Genomic DNA, 15,664 nt, shown 5'->3' on the forward strand with positions numbered 1-15,664 from the left:
TGGAACGATGGCAGGTCCAAGAAGGGAACGCAAGCGTCTACTATCGCCGTCATGCCGGCCCGGACCCGCCGCCGCGGCGAGGCCCTCGAACACGCGATCCACCGAGCCACGCTCGACGAACTGGCCGACGCCGGCTACGCCGCGCTCACGATGGACGGGATCGCCCGCCGCGCGCAGACCGGGAAGGCCGCGCTCTACCGGCGCTGGGCTGGCAAACGGGAGCTCGTCCTCGACGCGCTCCTCGGCGTGCTGCCCGACCCCGGCGAGGTGGCCCCGTCCGCATCCGTGCGCGACGAGCTGCTCGCCACGCTGACGATCATGGCCGACACCGTCGCCGGCCGGAGCAGGTTCCCGAGCCTCGACGTCCTCCTCGAGGTGCTGCGGGTTCCGGAGCTGCGCGATGCGTTCGCGAGCCGGGTGATCGAGCCGCGGCTCCGCATGGTCCACGGCATCCTGCGGCGCGGCGCCGAACGCGGCGAGATCGACCCGGCCCGGATCAGCACGCTGGTCGCCCGGGCCGGCCCGGCCCTGGTCATCGAGACGTTCCTGCTCACCGGTGCGCCCCCACCCGGCGACGAGCTCGCCCGGATCGTCGACACGATCGTGATGCCCCTGCTGTCACCGATCCCGTAGCAGCTGGGCGGTGGCGGCGCGGCGCAGCTTGCCCGACGGCGTCTTGGGCAGCGTTCCCGGACCGAGCACCACGACCTCGGCGGGCCGCACGCCCACGGCGGAGACCACCCGGCTGATCACGTCCTTGCGGATCAGCTGCTCGGCCTCGGGGTCGCCGGCCTTGCGCGACTCGACGGCCACCGTGAAGGTCTCGCGGTGGCGCCCGCCGTCGCCGCCCGCCAGCACGCGGACGGCGACCACGTTGCCCGCGCGCACGTTCTCCGCGGTCGCGGCGGCGCGTTCGATGTCGGTCGGGTAGATGTTGCGGCCGCCCATGATGATCACGTCCTTGCGGCGGCCGCAGACCACGACGTCGCCGTCGGCGACGTAACCCTCGTCGCCGGTGTCCAGCCAGCCGTCGGCGTCCTGGGTGTCGACCGGGCCGTCGACGGTGAGGTACCCGGGCGTCACGGAGTCGCCGCGCAGCTGCAGCACGCCGACCTCACGCTCGCCGAGCACGCGCCCGTCGTCGCCGACCGCGCGGGCCTCGATCCCCGGCAACGGCGGGCCGAGCCGCGGGAACCGACGCGCGGGGGCGTCGCCTGCCGGCACCGCGCGGCGGTGCGACTCCAGCTGGTCGGCGTCGATCGTGTCGACCTGCAGACCGGTCTCGACCGGCGCGAACGACACCCCGAGCGCCGTCTCCGCCATCCCGTACGCCGCGAGCACCGACTCGGGTCGCAGCCCGAACTTCGCACCCGCACTGGTGAACGCCTCGACGGCGTCCGGGTCGATCGGCTCTGCACCGTTGAGGGCGATGCGCAGCGTCGAGAGGTCGAGCGACCCCTCCTCGGCCCGTGCGAGCTGGCGACCCAGCACCGCGTAGGCGAAGTTGGGCGCCGCGGTGACGGTGCCCCCGTACTTCGAGATGAGCTCCGCCCACAGCAGCGGCCTGCCCAGGAAGTCGGACGGCGTGACCGTCACGAGCTCCAGGCCGGTGGTCATCGGCACGGTGAGGAACCCGACCATCCCCATGTCGTGGAACAGCGGCAGCCACGACACCATCACGTCCCGCTCGACGTCGAGCTTCGAGGCCTCGACCATCCCGGACAGGTTGGCGAAGAGGTTGCGGTGCGTGATCCGCACGGCCTTCGGCTCGGCGGTGGACCCGCTCGTGAGCTGCAGGAGCGCGGTGTCGTCCTCGGCCGCGACATCCGCATCCGGTTCGACGTCGCCGTCGCCGGCCAGGCCGTCGAGCGTCCGGAACGGGATGCCGCGCTCGGTGAGCACCGGCGCGAGAGCGTCGAACGGGGCACCGAGCAGCACGAGCCGCGCGTCGATCATCCGCAGCACCGACACGGTGTCCTCGGCCCAGCCGGCGAGGTCGGTACGCGCGGTGGGCTGGTGCAGCATCGTGACGCTGCCCCCGCACAGCCACACCGCCTGCGCCGCGGGAGCGATCGACACCGGCTCGCCCGCGAGCACGCCGACCGCCGAGCCGTGCCCGAGGCCGGCCTGGTCGGAGGTGCCGGCGCGCAGTGCGGCCGCCATCCGGCGTGCGGTGACGTGCACCTGCGGCCACGTGTGCCGGACCGGGTTGTTCGGCTCTCCGGTCGTCATCCCGCGGGGCGAACGCGCGGCGGAGTCCAGCAACATCGCGAGGAACCGGGACATGGTCACCGAGCCTACGGTCTTTCGAGCACTAGCATCGGAGCACATGTCAGAGCAGCTCGCGGCGTCCGTGGCCGCAGTCCTCCCCGGTGCCCGAGCCGACCTCGAGCGGCTGGTGCGGATCCCGAGCATCTGGGCCGACCCGGCCCGCGCCGAGGACACCCGGCGCAGCGCCGAGGCCGTCGCCGAGCTCGCCCGCGACGCAGGGGCGGCCGACGTCACGATCATCGCTGCCACCGGCGGTGCGCCGGCCGTCGTAGCCCACTTCCCCGGCCCGGCCGGCACGCCGACGGTGCTGCTCTACGCCCACCACGACGTGCAGCCGACCGGCGACGTCGGCCGCTGGACTAGCCCGCCGTTCGAGCCGACCGAGCGCGACGGCCGCCTCTACGGCCGCGGCGCCGCCGACGACAAGGCCGGCGTGATGACCCACCTCGCCGTCCTGCGCGCATACGGCGGACGTCCGCCGGTGGGCGTCACGCTGTTCATCGAGGGCGAGGAGGAGTCCGGGTCGCCCACCCTCCCGGCACTGCTGCAGGCCCACAAAGACCTGCTGACGTGCGACGTCATCGTGATCGCCGACGCATCCAACCCGGCCGTCGACGTCCCGGGCCTCACCACGACCCTGCGCGGGCTCGTCGACGTCACCGTCGAGGTGGCGATGCTGGAGAACCCCGTGCACTCCGGTGTCTACGGCGGCCCGGTCGGTGACGCGCTCACCGCGCTCGTCAAGGCGCTGGCCACCCTGCACGACGCCGACGGTGAGGTCGCCGTGCCCGGGCTGGTGCACAGCACCTCCTCCGCCCCGGACCTCGACGAGGCCGTCTTCCGCTCCGACGTCGGCCTGCTCGACGGCGTGCAGCTGCTCGGCAGCGGCACGATCCCGACGCGCGCGTGGGCCAAGCCCGCGGTCGCCGTGCTCGGGATCGACGCCCCGCGCGTCGCCGAGTCGTCGAACGTGCTGCTGCCACGCGCCCGCGCGCGCGTCGGCATGCGGCTCGCTCCTGGCGACGACGCGGTCAAGGGGCAGCGCGCGCTCGCCGAGCACCTCGAGGCGAACGTGCCGTGGGGCGCGCAGGTGACCGTCACGCTCGAGCCGGGGCGCGCCGAGCCGTTCACGATCGACGGCACCGGAGCCGCGTACGACGCCGCGCGGCGCGCCTTCACGGAGGCCTACGGCAACCCGGTGGTCGAGACCGGCATCGGCGGCTCGATCCCGTTCGTCGCGGAGTTCGCGCGCCAGTTCCCCGGAGCGGCGGTGCTGGTGACCGGCGTCGGCGACCCCGCGAGCCGGTGGCACGGCATCGACGAGAGCCTCGACGTCGCGATGTTCGGCCGTGCCGTGCTGGCCGAGGCACTGATGCTGGAGGAGCTGGCTCGTCGATAGCGGCCGGCCGGTGCGCCGACCGGCCCGCTGCCGCCGTCGGCACGGCAGGGGCCGGTCGCGCTGCGCGGGTCTCCCCCCGAGTCCCCCAACCCGATCCGCGCGTGACATCACGTTATGCGGCCGTGCGCGTCACCGGATCGGTCGAAAGGTTGATCCTCACCCCTCCTTCGGTCGGAGCCCGTCGCGCACCACGGCGAGCAACCGGTGCCGGACGTCGGGGTCGGGATCGGTCCGCACGGCGTGCAGCAGGCCTTTGAGCAGCGCGATCAGATCCTTGACGGACACGTCACGGCGCACACCGCCCGCCTCCTGCGCCTTCGCGAGCAGGACACCGAGCGCCTCGTGCACCTCGGCCACGGCCCCGGCCACCGCGTCCGCGCCCGCACCGCCGAACGCGTCCGGGAGATCGCGCTTGGCGAGCGCCTGCTCGGCCAGAGCGTCCAGGAACTCCGTGAAGGCGCGGGCCGGATCGGCCGCTTCCGCACGAGCGCGGGCGTCGGCGGCGAGCTCCTCGACGTTCGCGACCGAAACGGCCTCGAACAGGGCCTCCTTCGTCGGGAAGTGCCGGTAGACCGTGCCGGGCCCCACTCCCGCTGCGACCGCGATCTCGTCGAGCGGAACCGCGTAGCCCTGCTCGGCGAACGCCCGCCGGGCGGCGGCGAGCACGCGCTCCCGGTTGCGGCGGGCGTCGGCGCGCAGCGCTCGCTCAGCCATGGTCGTTGCCAAGCGGGGCGCGCGTTCCGTATCGTCTAAGCGGGGTCACCGTTCCGATTCTAGTTCTGCAACAGGAGGGGTCACATGAGCCGTAGCCCGCGTGAGGTCGTGGAGGACGTCCGGCGCATGGTCGCCGGGGAGGGCGTGGTCTTCGGCGACCTCTTCGCCGAGGACGGGGTGCTGCGCTACCCCTTCGCTCCCCCCGGGATGCCCCGCGAGCTGGTGGGCCGCGACACCATCCGCGAGTACCACAGCGCCGCCTCCGCCCGGCGGTCGCTGCTCGAGATGGAAGGCGTCGACATGCTCGTGCGGGACACCGACGACCCGGAGGTGGTCGTCGTCGAGATCGAGCACCACGGGTACTCGCACGGCATCGGAGGGCCCTACCGCTTCCGCGCGCTCGGGGTGGTCCGGGTCCGCGACGGTGAGATCGTGGAGTACGACGACTACATGGACCCGATCGCGATGGCGGCGATGCTCGGCCGCACCAAGGACCTGGTCGCCGCGCTCACCGCGGCCTGACCGCTCACAGGTGGTGGGCCGACTCCCACAGCTGCGCCCACGGAACGCGCCTGCCCTCCAGCAGGTGGATCGGGGTGCCCTGTACCAGGTTGTTGACGCGCTCGTCGTTGTCCAGCCGACCCACCGCCGTCACGGTCTCGAACGCCGCGGCCACCGGTGACGGGTCGCCGACGAACACGACGGCACCCGAGTCCTCCGGCGGCGTGCCGAACCAGGCGGCGCCGCGGTGGAAGCTGAAGGACCGCAGCTCGGGCGCGAACCCCTGGACCGCCGAGTAGGTCCAGTAGTCACCGGTGACCACCACGGCGTCGCGCGCCACGTCCGGCGGTAGCGCGCGGTAGGCCGCTCGCACGTCGGCCACCACGGCGGGCCAGCCGATCTCGTCGAGCTGGAAGTTGCCGACCTGCAACGGCCGGTCGGCGTGCGCGGACACCGGCTGGACGGGCAGCACGTTCCCCATCAGGAGCGCGGCCGCGGTCAGGGCGTACACGGGCCACGTCGGAACCCAGCGCCACCAGACCGCGGGCCGCCGCTGCTCGACGGACGCCGCGCCCGCGGCCCAGAGCAGCGGCAGCAGTCCGGCCACGTAGTACGGCCGGCCGCCTACCAGCATGAACAGCAGGGCCACGCCGAGCGCCGTGACCCCGAGGAACCGGTGTTCGGGGGCCCGCAGGAGCCGGACGACACCGACCACGCCGAGCACCGAGCCGACGAGCAGCCCGGCCGCGAAGAACCCGAGCGGGAGGAATCCGAGCATCCCGCCCGCGTAGCCGCTCTCCCCCGCGACGACCCGCCCCATCTCCAGCTGGGGCCAGCCGTTGCGCGCCTGCCAGACGAGGGTCGGGATCGTCGTGAGCGCCGCGACCGCGCCGCCCGCCCACAGCGCCTGCCTACGCAACAGCTCCCGTGGCCCGCAGATGAACACGGCGACCACCGCAACCGCCCAGAACGCCACGATCAAGAACTTCGCCTGCAGGCCGACCGCAGTGACGATCCCGGCGGCGAGCAGCAGCCCGTCCGCGCGGGTGCGGAGCCAGCGGACCAGCAGGTACGTCACGGCGACCCAGACCAGCGGGTCGACCGTGGACGTGGCGAGCAGGTGGCCGGTGGCCAGGAACCCGGGCGAGACCGCCACCGCGCCCGCCGCCAGCAGCTGCGCCCGCCGACCGCCGCCGAACTCCCGCGCCAGGAGCGCGGCGAGCACCACCGCCGTCACGATCGCGAGCGTCGCCGGGATGCGCAGCACCGCAACGGAACCAGGGGCGAGGGTGTCCATCAGCAGCGCGATCAACGGCAGCAACGGCGGCTGGTCGGCGTAGCCCCAGTCCAGGTGGTGGCCCGCCGCCACGAAGTACAGCTCGTCGCCGAAGTACCCGTACCGGCCGCTCACGGCGGTCAGCACGAGTCCGACCGAGGCGGCGACGGCGAGCACGGGCCCGCGGGAGAACGCGGGCAGCACCCGCACCGGCACCTGCTGAACGACGGTCACGCGATCGACGCTAGGGCGGCCGCGCGCGGAGCGACTCGATCGATCGGTTGACCCACCCGTCCACCGGCAGCCGGGCGAGCGGCCCGACTCGCCATGCCCGGACGCCCGACTGGCCGCGCCGGAACGTCGGACTCGCCGCGCTGGAACGTGGGACTCGCGCCCGCGAGGGTGAGTCCGGCATCGAGCACGGCGAGTCCGGCACACCGACACGGCGAGTCCGCCTCATCCGTTGCGCGCGGCGACGACGACCATCGGTACGACGGCCAGCGCCAGGAGGCCGCCCCCGAGGGCGAGCACCGGGAATCCGGCAGCGGCGACGACGAGTCCCGAGACCATGCCGCCGCCGGCACCGGCGACCGCGATGACGACGTCGACAAGTCCCTGGGTCCTCGCCCGGGTGGCCGGCGGCGCGACGTCGGTGATGATCGCGGTGCCGGTGACCAGGCCGAGGTTCCAGCCGAGACCCAGCAGCGCGAGGGCCACGGCGAGGAGTGCGACGGAGTCGTCGGGGGCGCTCGCGGCAACGATCCCGGCGGCCAGCAGGGTGAACCCGGCCGCAGTGGCGATCGCGGGGCGGTTGTAGCGGTCGACGAGCCAGCCGGCCAAGGGCGACGGCAGGTACATGGCACCGAGGTGGACGGCGATGACCATCCCGGTCGCGGCCGTCCCGTGGCCGTGGTCGTGCATGTGGATCGGGGTCATCGTCATGATCGCGACCATCACCAGTTGGGTGAGCGCCATGACCAGCGCGCCGACCAGCAGTTCGGGACGATGCGCCCGCAGGCTCGGCCGGGTGCCGGGCTGCCCGTCCGCCACCGCCTGCCGCCCGGCTTCGAGGGACCGGGCCAGCAGCAACGGGTCGGGCCGCAGCCAGACGAGCAGGACGAGGGCTGCCATCGCGTAGGCCACGCCGGCGAGCAGGAACGGCCCGGCCAGGTGGGGAACGCCGAGGGCGCGCGCCAGGTCGCCGGTCGGCGCCGCGAGGTTGGGGCCGACCACGGCGCCGAGGGTGGTGGCGACCAGCACCGTGGACACGGCGCGAGCACGGCGGGTGGGGGCGGCCAGATCGGCTCCGGCGTAGCGGGCCTGCAAGGTGGTGGCCATGCCGACGCCGTAGACGAACAGCGCCAGGAACAGCAGGAGGGGTTGCTCGGAGATCGCCGCCACGATGACGCCCGCGCTCCCGACGGCCCCGGCCAGGTACCCGGCAGCGAGACCGGGGCGGCGCCCGTGGGAGTGCGAGAGGCGCCCCACGACCACAGCGCCCAGAACGGAGCCGGCGGTACCCAGGGCGCTGGGCAGGCCGGCGAGGCTGGTGGAGTCGAGCATGTCCTGCGCGAGCAGGGAACCGACGGTCACCCCGGCGGCCAACCCCGCACCGCTGAGGACCTGGGCGACGCCCAGGACGATCAGACTGCGGCGCTGCGCGGGAGACCCGCGGAGATCGTCGATCGCGGCACGGGCGTTGGCCGTCACCGGCGAGTTCCTCCCTGGAGCGTGGTCCGCTCGGCGCGTCCGACCCGTCACCCGGGCTCGCCCAGGTCCAGGCGGTCGGCCAGGCCGGCGGCGGCGAACGCGGCCACCAGCTCGTCGCGGCCCTCGCTGTAGTGGTCCCAGCCCTCGTAGTGGACGGGAACCACCCGGCGCGCCCGGAGGATCGTGGCGGCCTCGGCGGCCTGGGCGCTGTCGAGGACGATCGGTGCCCCGTCGAAGAGGACGGGAAGGCGCGGAGCTCCGGCGAAGAGGATGGCCGTGTCCACCGGCCCGAAGCGCTCGGCGATCTCAGTCACCGCCTCGAGCGAGGCGTTGTCGCCGCTGACGTAGACCGTCGGCAGGCCCTCCCCCGTCAGGACGAACCCGACCACCTCGCCGGTGACGGGTTCGACCTCCGCGCGTCCACCCGGCCCGTGGACGGCGGGCACGCCCGTCACGGTGATCACGCCGCCGGCGGGGCGGTCCAGCTCGATCGTCTCCCACTCGGCCAGCCCCGTAGCCCGGTCCCCCAGGCGCTGCGCGCCGCCGGGGGTGGTCAGGGTGAGCGGGATGTCGGCGAGCAGGGCCCGACCGGCGGTGTCGAGGTTGTCGGGGTGCTCGTCGTGGGAGAGCAGGACCACGTCGATCCGGCCGAGGCCGGCGGGGCCGCCGGCAGCGGGCGCAGTCTTGGTCAGGATCGTGCGCCCGTCCCTCTCGTAGCCGCCGGGAGCGTCGAACGTCGGATCGGTCAGGAACCTCAGCCCGCCGTACTCGAAGAGCGCGGTCGGGCCGCCGAAGACGCGGACCGGGAACTGAACGGTGGTCGGGCCAGCAGAAGCCACGGGCGAACTCCTCACGGATGGTCTTCGAGTTATCCGTGAGGAAGCTAGGCGGTTCTCACGGATGAAAGCAAGCCGTACCATGAGAAACATGAGCCCGACTGCGACGGCCGAGCCCGCGCTGCCGCCCGCACCGGGCGCCGAGCAGTACCTCGCGCTCGATTTCGCCAACAGCGCGATCGCGCTGCCCGGCGGGCAGTTCGTCGATCTCCTCGGCAGCCCCGCGGCGGCCAACCGGTGGCTCGCGGAACGCGGTCTCGCCCCGGCCGACGCCGGGGTGCAGGAGATGTGCGTGACACAGCTGCGGTCGCTGCGCGAACACGTCAAGGCGTTGTTCGCCGCGCGCGTCGCCGCACTTCCCGCCTTGCCCGCGGCCCTGTCAGCCGTCAACGACGCGCTGACCAGGGTCCCCACGGCCGCCCTGCTGTTCTGGGACGAGAAGGACGGCCCCTACCGCGCCGCGCCGTGTCCCACCAACGAGATCCTCGACCACGCTCTCGCGACCCTCGCAGCGAACACGGCCGACCTGCTCACCGGCCCCGACGCCGAGTGCCTCGCCTGCTGCGACGCCACGCCGTGCAACCGCTACCTGCTCCGCCGCCGCCGTCGCCAGTGGTGTTCCACCCGCTGCGGCGACCGCGCCCGCGCTGCCCGCGCCTACGCCCGGCGGCGCAACCACCCCGGGCCGGGATGACGAGCGCGCGGCCGGCCCGAGCCGCCCTGCGATCTAGGACTCGGCGAGCTCCGCAGCGGCCAGCCACTCCAGCTCGACCTCTTCCCGCTCCGCCACCACGGCCTTGAGATCGCGATCGAGCGCCATCAGGCGTTCGGGGTCGGTGGCCGCTTCCACGAGCTGCTCGTGCAGCCGCGCCTCGGTGGCGGCGAGCGCCTCCATGCGCCGCTCCAGCCGGGCGGCCTCCTTGCGGGCGGCCCGCTGCTGCGCGGCGTTCGAGACCGGCTTCGCCTGGGCCGCGGGGGTGGTCGTGTCCCCGTTCTCGGCACGGCGCCGCAGGTACTCGTCGATCCCGCCCGGGAGGTGGGTGATCCTCCCGTCGCCCAGCAGGGCGACCACCGTGTCGCAGGCCCGTTCCAGCAGGTAGCGGTCGTGGCTGACGACGACGAGCGTGCCCGGCCAGCCGTCGAGGAGGTCCTCGAGCTGGGTGAGGGTGTCGACGTCGAGGTCGTTGGTGGGCTCGTCGAGCAGCAGGACGTTCGGCTCGGCCATCAGCAGCCGCGTGAGCTGCAGGCGCCTGCGCTCCCCACCGGACAGGTCGCCGACGGGCGTCCACTGCCGCGACGCCGGGAAGCCCAGCCTCTCCAGCACCTGCGACGCCGTCATCTCGGCCCTGCCGAGCCGCACGTACTTCGCGACCTGCTCGGTGGCCTCCAGCACCCGCATGTCGTCGGGGAGGTCGACGAGCTCCTGGGTGAGCTGGGCGAGCTTGACGGTGCGCCCGCGCACCAGCCGGCCGCCGTCGAGCGGGCGGTCGCCGCTCAGGCTGCGCAGCAGGGTGGTCTTGCCGGACCCGTTGACGCCGACGATCCCGATCCGGTCGCCGGGGCCGACCCGCCAGGTGACGCGGTCGAGCAGCGTGCGCCCGGCCACGACCGCGGTGGCGTCCTCCAGCTCCAGCACCGTGCGGCCGAGCCGGTTGGTGGCGAAACCGAGGAGCTCGACGCTGTTGCGGGGCGGCGGGACGTCGGCGATCAGCGCCTCCGCGGCCTCGATGCGGAACCGCGGCTTCGACGTGCGGGCCGGCGCGCCGCGGCGCAGCCACGCGAGCTCCTTGCGGGCGAGGTTCTGGCGGCGCGCCTCGGCGGCGTCGGCCTGCCGAGCGCGCTCCGCACGGGCGTACACCCAGTCGGCGTAGCCACCGAGGTAGCTCTCGACGCGGCCGTTCGCGACCTCCCACGTCCGGGTGCAGACCGCGTCGAGGAACCAGCGGTCGTGCGTGACGACCACCACCCCGCACCGGCGCGAGATCAGGTGCTCGGCGAGCCAGGTGATGCCCTCGACGTCGAGGTGGTTGGTGGGCTCGTCGAGCACGACGAGGTCCGGGTCGCCGACGAGCGCGGCCGCCAGCGCGACCCGCCGCTTCTCCCCACCCGACAGACCCTCGACGCTCCGGTCGAGATCGGTGAGGCCCAGCCCGTCGAGGACGTCGCGCACCTTCGCGTCGCCCGCCCACTCGTGCTCGGCGGCGCCGGCCCACGCGGCCAGCACGACGTCCCGCACGCGCGCGCCCGCGGGCAGCACGTCGGACTGGGCGAGGTGGGCGAGGTTCAGGCCGCCGAGGCGGCTGACGCGCCCGCCGTCGGGCGCGCGGGATCCGGTGATGATGTCGAGCAGGGTGGTCTTGCCACCGCCGTTGAGCCCGACGACGCCGATCCGCTCGCCCTGCTCGACCCCGAGCGACACCCCGTTCAGCAGCACCCGCGAGGCGTCACCGGGGACGTGCGCGGTGACGGTCTCGAGGTTGACGAGGTTCTGTCCCGCCATCAGGCACGCACCGGCGGCCAGGCGGTGGGCGGCGGCGGCATGGTCGGTGGATCGTGGTCGACGACGCGGGCGCCGGGCACCGGGCCGTGCGCGATCCGGACCGTGCGGCACACGCCCACGCCGGCCAGCTCGGTGGCGACGTCGAGGGCCGCCTCGGCACTCGTGCACAGGAAGGCGCAGGTCGGACCCGAGCCGGACACCAACCCGGCGAGCGCGCCTGCCGCCACGCCTGCGCGCAGCGTGCGGCGCAGCTCGGGGGCCATGGTGACGGCCGCCGCCTGCAGGTCGTTGCCGAGGCTGAGCGCGAGCTGGCGCGGATCACCGCCCGCCAGCGCCTCCAACACCGGCTCCACCGGCCGCTCCGCGGGCGTGCTGTCGCCGCGCAACCGGTCGAGCTCGCGGAACACCGCGGGCGTCGACAGGCCCCCGCGGTGCAGCGCGATCACCCAGTGCTGGGTGTGCCGCGACAGCACCGGGACGATCTGCTCGCCGCGTCCGGTGCCCACGGCCGTGCCGCCGTAGAGCGCGAACGTGACGTCACTGCCCAGCTCGGCGGCGAGCACCGACAGCTCGTCCCGGGTGAGATCGAGCTTCCAGAGCGTCGAGAGCCCGACCAGCGCCGCAGCCGCATCTGCGCTGCCACCCGCCATCCCGCCGGCGACGGGGATGCCCTTGCGCAGCACCAGCCGCACGTCCGGGTCGCGGTCGGCCTTCTCGGCGAGCACCTGGACGGCCCGCCAGGCGAGGTTCGTCTCGTCGGCGGGCACCTCGGTGACCCCCTCGCCGTGCACCTCGATACCGGGCGCGTCGCTCGCCGCGACCGTGACCTCGTCGAACAGGCTCACCGCGTGGAAGACGGTGACGAGGTCGTGGTAGCCGTCGGCGCGCAGGGGGCCGACCGCGAGATGCAAGTTGATCTTGGCAGGCACACGCACGGTGACCGGTGGTGGGACGGCGGCGAGCACCGGTCAACCCTACGTGCGTCCACCCAGGACGTGCCGTGCCCCGCCTCGCACGCACCCACACCGCGACTCGCGCGCACCCAGAGCGCGACTCGCACGCACTCAGAGCGCGACTCGCGGGGCGGGCGACGCCCACCGCCCGCGAGTCGCGGTCTCAGTGCGCGCGAGTCGCGGTGAGCTCAGGGGGCGGCCGCGGCGAGGCGGGCGAAGTCCTCGACGGAGAGGGTCTCGGCGCGGGCCAGCGGGTCGATGCCGGCAGCGCGGAGGGCGGTCTCGGCGGCGGCCGGAGAGCCCGCCCAGCCGGCGAGGCCGGAGCGCAGGGCCTTGCGGCGCTGGGCGAACGCGTGGTCGATCAGGCGGAACACCGCCCCGCGGTCACCGGGCGGCGGGTCGCGCCGGTCGAAGGCGAGCAGCCCCGAGTCGACGTTGGGCACCGGCCAGAACACCGCCCGCGGCACGGGCCCCGCCCGCCGGGCCGCCGCGAACCAGGCGAGCTTCGCGCTCGGCACCCCGTACGTGCGACTGCCCGGCGTCGCCGCGAGCCGCTCGGCGACCTCGGACTGCACCATCACCAGGCCGCGGCGCAGCTGCGGCAGCTCCGCGAGCAGGTGCAGCACCACCGGCACGCCGACGTTGTACGGCAGGTTCGCCACGAGCGCGGTCGGGGCGGGGCCGGGCAGGTCGCCCGCGCGCACGCCGAGCGCATCGGCGGCGGTCACGGTGAGCCGGTCGGCTAGCGCGGGTGCCCGGTCGGCGGCCGTCGCGGGAAGGCGGGCCGCGAGCACCGGGTCGATCTCCACGGCGTGCACGGCCCGCACGGCGGGCAGGAGGGCGAGCGTGAGCGAGCCGAGCCCGGGACCGACCTCCACGACGACGTCGTCCGGTTCCAGCTCGGCCGCTTTGACGATCCGGCGCACCGTGTTCGGGTCGTGCACGAAGTTCTGGCCGAGCCGCTTGGTCGGCCGCAGGCCGAGCTCGGCGGCAAGGGCCCGCACCTCGGCCGGGCCGAGTAGCCGGGACTGCGTGTCGGTCACCTGGGAAGCATGCGGGTCAGCGCTGGAGGCCCAGCCGCCGGGAGCACGCGGGCCATGCGCCGTAGCCGCCCCGGTCGTCGCGAACCCGCGACGCGACGGCGATCTGCTCCTCGCGCGACGCCTGGTGCGGGAGCGGCGCGTAGTCGGTGCCGCCGTACGCGCGCCAGGTACCGGCGTCGAACTGCAGGCCGCCGTAGTAGCCGTTGCCGGAGTTGACCGCCCAGTTCCCGGTGGCCTCGCACTGGGCGAGGCGGTCCCACACGCTGCCGTCGGCGACGACGGGGGCGCGGAGGCTGTCGTTCGTGCCCAGCCGCACGACCCGCGGGTGCGGCTGCGTCATCCCGCCTGCGCGCACCTGCTCGCGGCGGACCTCCTGACCGTTCTGGACGTAGACGCGCATGATCGCGGTCTGCTCGCCCGGAATCCCCTTGTCGACGACGACCCGCTTGCCGCGCGGCAGCGAGCCGTCCTCGATGACCTGCTCCGGCGGCGCGATCGGCCGGACCTCGACCACCTCGCCCTCACCGTTGCGCACGATGTGCACGTCGAGGCCCTCGGTGAGCGGGGTGTCCGCCGACGGGACGGACACGTCGTCCGGACCGAGCTGGATGCCCTTCTCCACGAGCAGCCCGGCGACCGTGCCGGACATCGTGGTGACCTCGGAGGGCGCTCCGGTGCCGTCGGTGAACTTCACGGTCCGCGGCACCCGCAGCTCGAGCCGGAACCCGTCGAGGGGGATCCGGGTGGCCGGCGGGGCGGACATCTGGGTGGGCAGGGCCTCGAGGCCCAGGATCTGCATCGCCTCCTCCACCGTGGTGGCGGGGATCGGCAGGTCTCGCTGGGAGCTGCCCTCGACGAGCGTGAGGGTGCGGGCGTGGGTGAAGATCACCTCGTCGCCGTCGACGACCTCGGTGGTGGCCGCGGGCTCGACGCGGTCCCGGGGCGTGACCTCGATCCCCGCGGCCTCGAGCGTGGAGGCGACGTCGGCGGCGAAGGTGTGCACGATCCGGTTCTGACCGTCGACGGTCACCGTGATCGTCTTGTCCGCGGCGAGCGCGCTCGCCCCGCCGCCGATCATCATCAGCACGACGGCGACGACCACGACGCGCAACCGGTTGCTGTGCTGCGGGGCCTCCTCGGCCGCACGCCGGTCGCGGCGCGAGCGCCGGGGCACGACATCGGTAGCGGCGACGAGCTCGGCTGCGGGCCGCGGCCGGGGCGCGACGGCGGGTTCGAGGTCCTCGGCCGGCGCAGGTGCGACCGGTGCCGGCGCGACGGGTGCCGGGGCGACCGATGCCGGAGGCGCCGCCACGACCGCGACCGGCGCGGTGACGGCGACGAACGGGTGGGTGAACGCGGCCTCGTCGATCACCGGCATCGGACCGGTCGGCGTGTCGTTGAGGTACGCGGTCCAGGCGGGCTTGCCGGCGCGCGCCTCCACCCGTGCGAGCGCCTCGGCCGTGGCCCAGCCCGGCTCGGGGGCGGGGTCGGCGGGGAGCGCCGGCTGCGGGCCGGTGATCTCGGTAGCGGCCGGCGGGAGCCGAGCGTCGGTGCGCTCGGCCACCCCGTGGGTGCCGGTAACCGAGCTCGAAGCGCGGCGGCCGCTGCGCTCGACCGCCGGCTGCGTCCCGGTGCCGGTGGCCGCGATGTGGGTCCCGGTCCCCTCGGCCCGCGGGGTCGGCCGGCTCGGACGCTCGACCGCCGGTTGCACCCCGGTCCCCGTCGCCGCGACGTGGGTCCCGGTCCCCTCGGCCCGCGGGATCGGCCGGCTCGGACGCTCGACCGCCGGCTGCACCCCGGTCCCCGTCGCCACGACGTGGCTCCCGGTTCGCTCGGGAAGCGGGTGTTGACCGGTCGTCCCGGCTGCGTGCGCGCCTCCGGTCCGCTCGACGGCCGGGTGTGCGCCGGTACCGCGCTCGACGGCCGGCAGGCGCGCTCCCGTCCGCTCGGCGGGCATGGCGGGGAGCGGGCCGGTGAGGTCGTCCGGGGCGACGGCGGGCATCTCGCCCGTGACGGGGTCGGCTGAGGCGTCCTCGGCCGAGCCGTCCGTCGGGTGCGTGACGATCGGCCGGAACTGCCCGGTGGCGAGCCTGCTGTCGGGATCGGGCTGGGCCCGCCGGTGCGCGCGGGAGCGGGTCAGCATCGAGCGGGCCGCCGGGGTGACCGGCGGGACGACCTCGAGGGCCGACGTGACGACCGCCTCGGGTGCCTCCGGGTCGCCGCCCGCGTACCAGGCCGCGTACGGGTCCTCGCCGGGCTCCACGTCCGCAGCGGCCCGACCGAGCCGAGCGCGGACGTCGGCACCTCGCCGAGCACGCGTTGGGACGTCGACCACGGGCTTCCAGACTTCGTCGGACCGGGCAGGGGAGGAGTCGCGGTCACGGTGGCCCGGAGGCTGTGATCCTGGGGGAGCGCCCCGGACCACCGTGACCGCACTAGCTGGGGAGCGATTCCCCACCCC

At 74.6% G+C, this 15,664-nt stretch carries 13 protein-coding genes; 4 read left to right on the plus strand and 9 right to left on the minus strand.

The annotated features are described in order from the left end of the window. The first annotated feature begins 51 nt into the window (after positions 1–51). Positions 52–633 (plus strand): TetR/AcrR family transcriptional regulator, encoded by a 582-nt coding sequence (locus FB388_RS30180; protein WP_142105504.1) that lies wholly within the window; start codon positions 52–54, stop codon positions 631–633. Here FB388_RS30180 and FB388_RS30185 read toward each other — a convergent pair. After that, positions 619–2,286 (minus strand): fatty acyl-AMP ligase, encoded by a 1,668-nt coding sequence (locus FB388_RS30185; protein ID WP_142106395.1) that lies wholly within the window; start codon positions 2,284–2,286, stop codon positions 619–621. The two genes, FB388_RS30180 and FB388_RS30185, sit on opposite strands and share 15 nt — an antisense overlap. 43 nt (positions 2,287–2,329) lie before the next feature. Here FB388_RS30185 and FB388_RS30190 point away from each other — a divergent pair, with 43 nt between their 5' ends. Beyond that, positions 2,330–3,670, plus strand: a complete 1,341-nt coding sequence (locus FB388_RS30190; RefSeq protein WP_142105506.1) for a dipeptidase — start codon at positions 2,330–2,332, stop codon at positions 3,668–3,670. Between the two features lie 156 nt (positions 3,671–3,826). Here FB388_RS30190 and FB388_RS30195 read toward each other — a convergent pair whose 3' ends face one another. After that, entirely contained in the window at positions 3,827–4,384 is a 558-nt protein-coding gene (locus FB388_RS30195) for a TetR/AcrR family transcriptional regulator (protein ID WP_142105508.1), read from the minus strand. Positions 4,385–4,468: 84 nt separating this feature from the next. On the opposite strand from FB388_RS30195, the gene FB388_RS30200 reads away from it, so the two are divergent. After that, positions 4,469–4,906: a nuclear transport factor 2 family protein gene (locus FB388_RS30200; protein ID WP_142105510.1), complete on the plus strand. Its 438-nt coding sequence runs from the start codon at positions 4,469–4,471 to the stop codon at positions 4,904–4,906. Positions 4,907–4,910: 4 nt separating this feature from the next. Here the strand turns inward: FB388_RS30200 and FB388_RS30205 are convergent, their stop codons facing one another. The 3 genes from FB388_RS30205 to FB388_RS30215 all read right to left on the minus strand — a co-directional run bounded on the left by FB388_RS30205 (position 4,911) and on the right by FB388_RS30215 (position 8,710). After that, the gene (locus tag FB388_RS30205) at positions 4,911–6,395 is read right to left on the minus strand and encodes a glycosyltransferase family 39 protein (RefSeq protein WP_246122510.1); all 1,485 of its coding nucleotides are present in this window, start codon (positions 6,393–6,395) and stop codon (positions 4,911–4,913) included. A gap of 222 nt (positions 6,396–6,617) precedes the next feature. Then, positions 6,618–7,871 (minus strand): MFS transporter, encoded by a 1,254-nt coding sequence (locus tag FB388_RS30210; protein ID WP_142105511.1) that lies wholly within the window; start codon positions 7,869–7,871, stop codon positions 6,618–6,620. Positions 7,872–7,918: 47 nt separating this feature from the next. Next, complete coding sequence (locus FB388_RS30215; RefSeq protein ID WP_246122513.1) at positions 7,919–8,710, minus strand: MBL fold metallo-hydrolase; 792 nt, start codon at positions 8,708–8,710, stop codon at positions 7,919–7,921. Positions 8,711–8,798: 88 nt separating this feature from the next. Between FB388_RS30215 and FB388_RS30220 the strand changes: the two genes are divergently transcribed. Beyond that, positions 8,799–9,401, plus strand: a complete 603-nt coding sequence (locus FB388_RS30220) for an ABATE domain-containing protein (protein WP_142105513.1) — start codon at positions 8,799–8,801, stop codon at positions 9,399–9,401. A 33-nt stretch (positions 9,402–9,434) separates the two neighbouring features. On the opposite strand, the gene FB388_RS30225 is transcribed toward FB388_RS30220, so the two are convergent. The 4 genes from FB388_RS30225 to FB388_RS40970 all read right to left on the minus strand — a co-directional run bounded on the left by FB388_RS30225 (position 9,435) and on the right by FB388_RS40970 (position 15,466). Continuing rightward, positions 9,435–11,207 (minus strand): ABC-F family ATP-binding cassette domain-containing protein, encoded by a 1,773-nt coding sequence (locus FB388_RS30225; protein WP_142105515.1) that lies wholly within the window; start codon positions 11,205–11,207, stop codon positions 9,435–9,437. Further along, positions 11,207–12,172, minus strand: coding sequence for a 4-(cytidine 5'-diphospho)-2-C-methyl-D-erythritol kinase (locus FB388_RS30230; RefSeq protein ID WP_142105517.1), 966 nt, complete (start codon positions 12,170–12,172; stop codon positions 11,207–11,209). Before FB388_RS30230 ends, FB388_RS30225 begins: the two co-directional genes overlap by 1 nt. A gap of 176 nt (positions 12,173–12,348) precedes the next feature. Continuing rightward, positions 12,349–13,203 (minus strand): 16S rRNA (adenine(1518)-N(6)/adenine(1519)-N(6))-dimethyltransferase RsmA, encoded by an 855-nt coding sequence (rsmA, locus tag FB388_RS30235; protein ID WP_142105519.1) that lies wholly within the window; start codon positions 13,201–13,203, stop codon positions 12,349–12,351. A 16-nt stretch (positions 13,204–13,219) separates the two neighbouring features. Next, positions 13,220–15,466: a resuscitation-promoting factor gene (locus tag FB388_RS40970; protein WP_142105521.1), complete on the minus strand. Its 2,247-nt coding sequence runs from the start codon at positions 15,464–15,466 to the stop codon at positions 13,220–13,222. Positions 15,467–15,664 lie beyond the last annotated feature (198 nt).

The sequence above is a fragment of the Pseudonocardia cypriaca genome (assembly GCF_006717045.1).
Classification (GTDB): domain Bacteria; phylum Actinomycetota; class Actinomycetes; order Mycobacteriales; family Pseudonocardiaceae; genus Pseudonocardia; species Pseudonocardia cypriaca.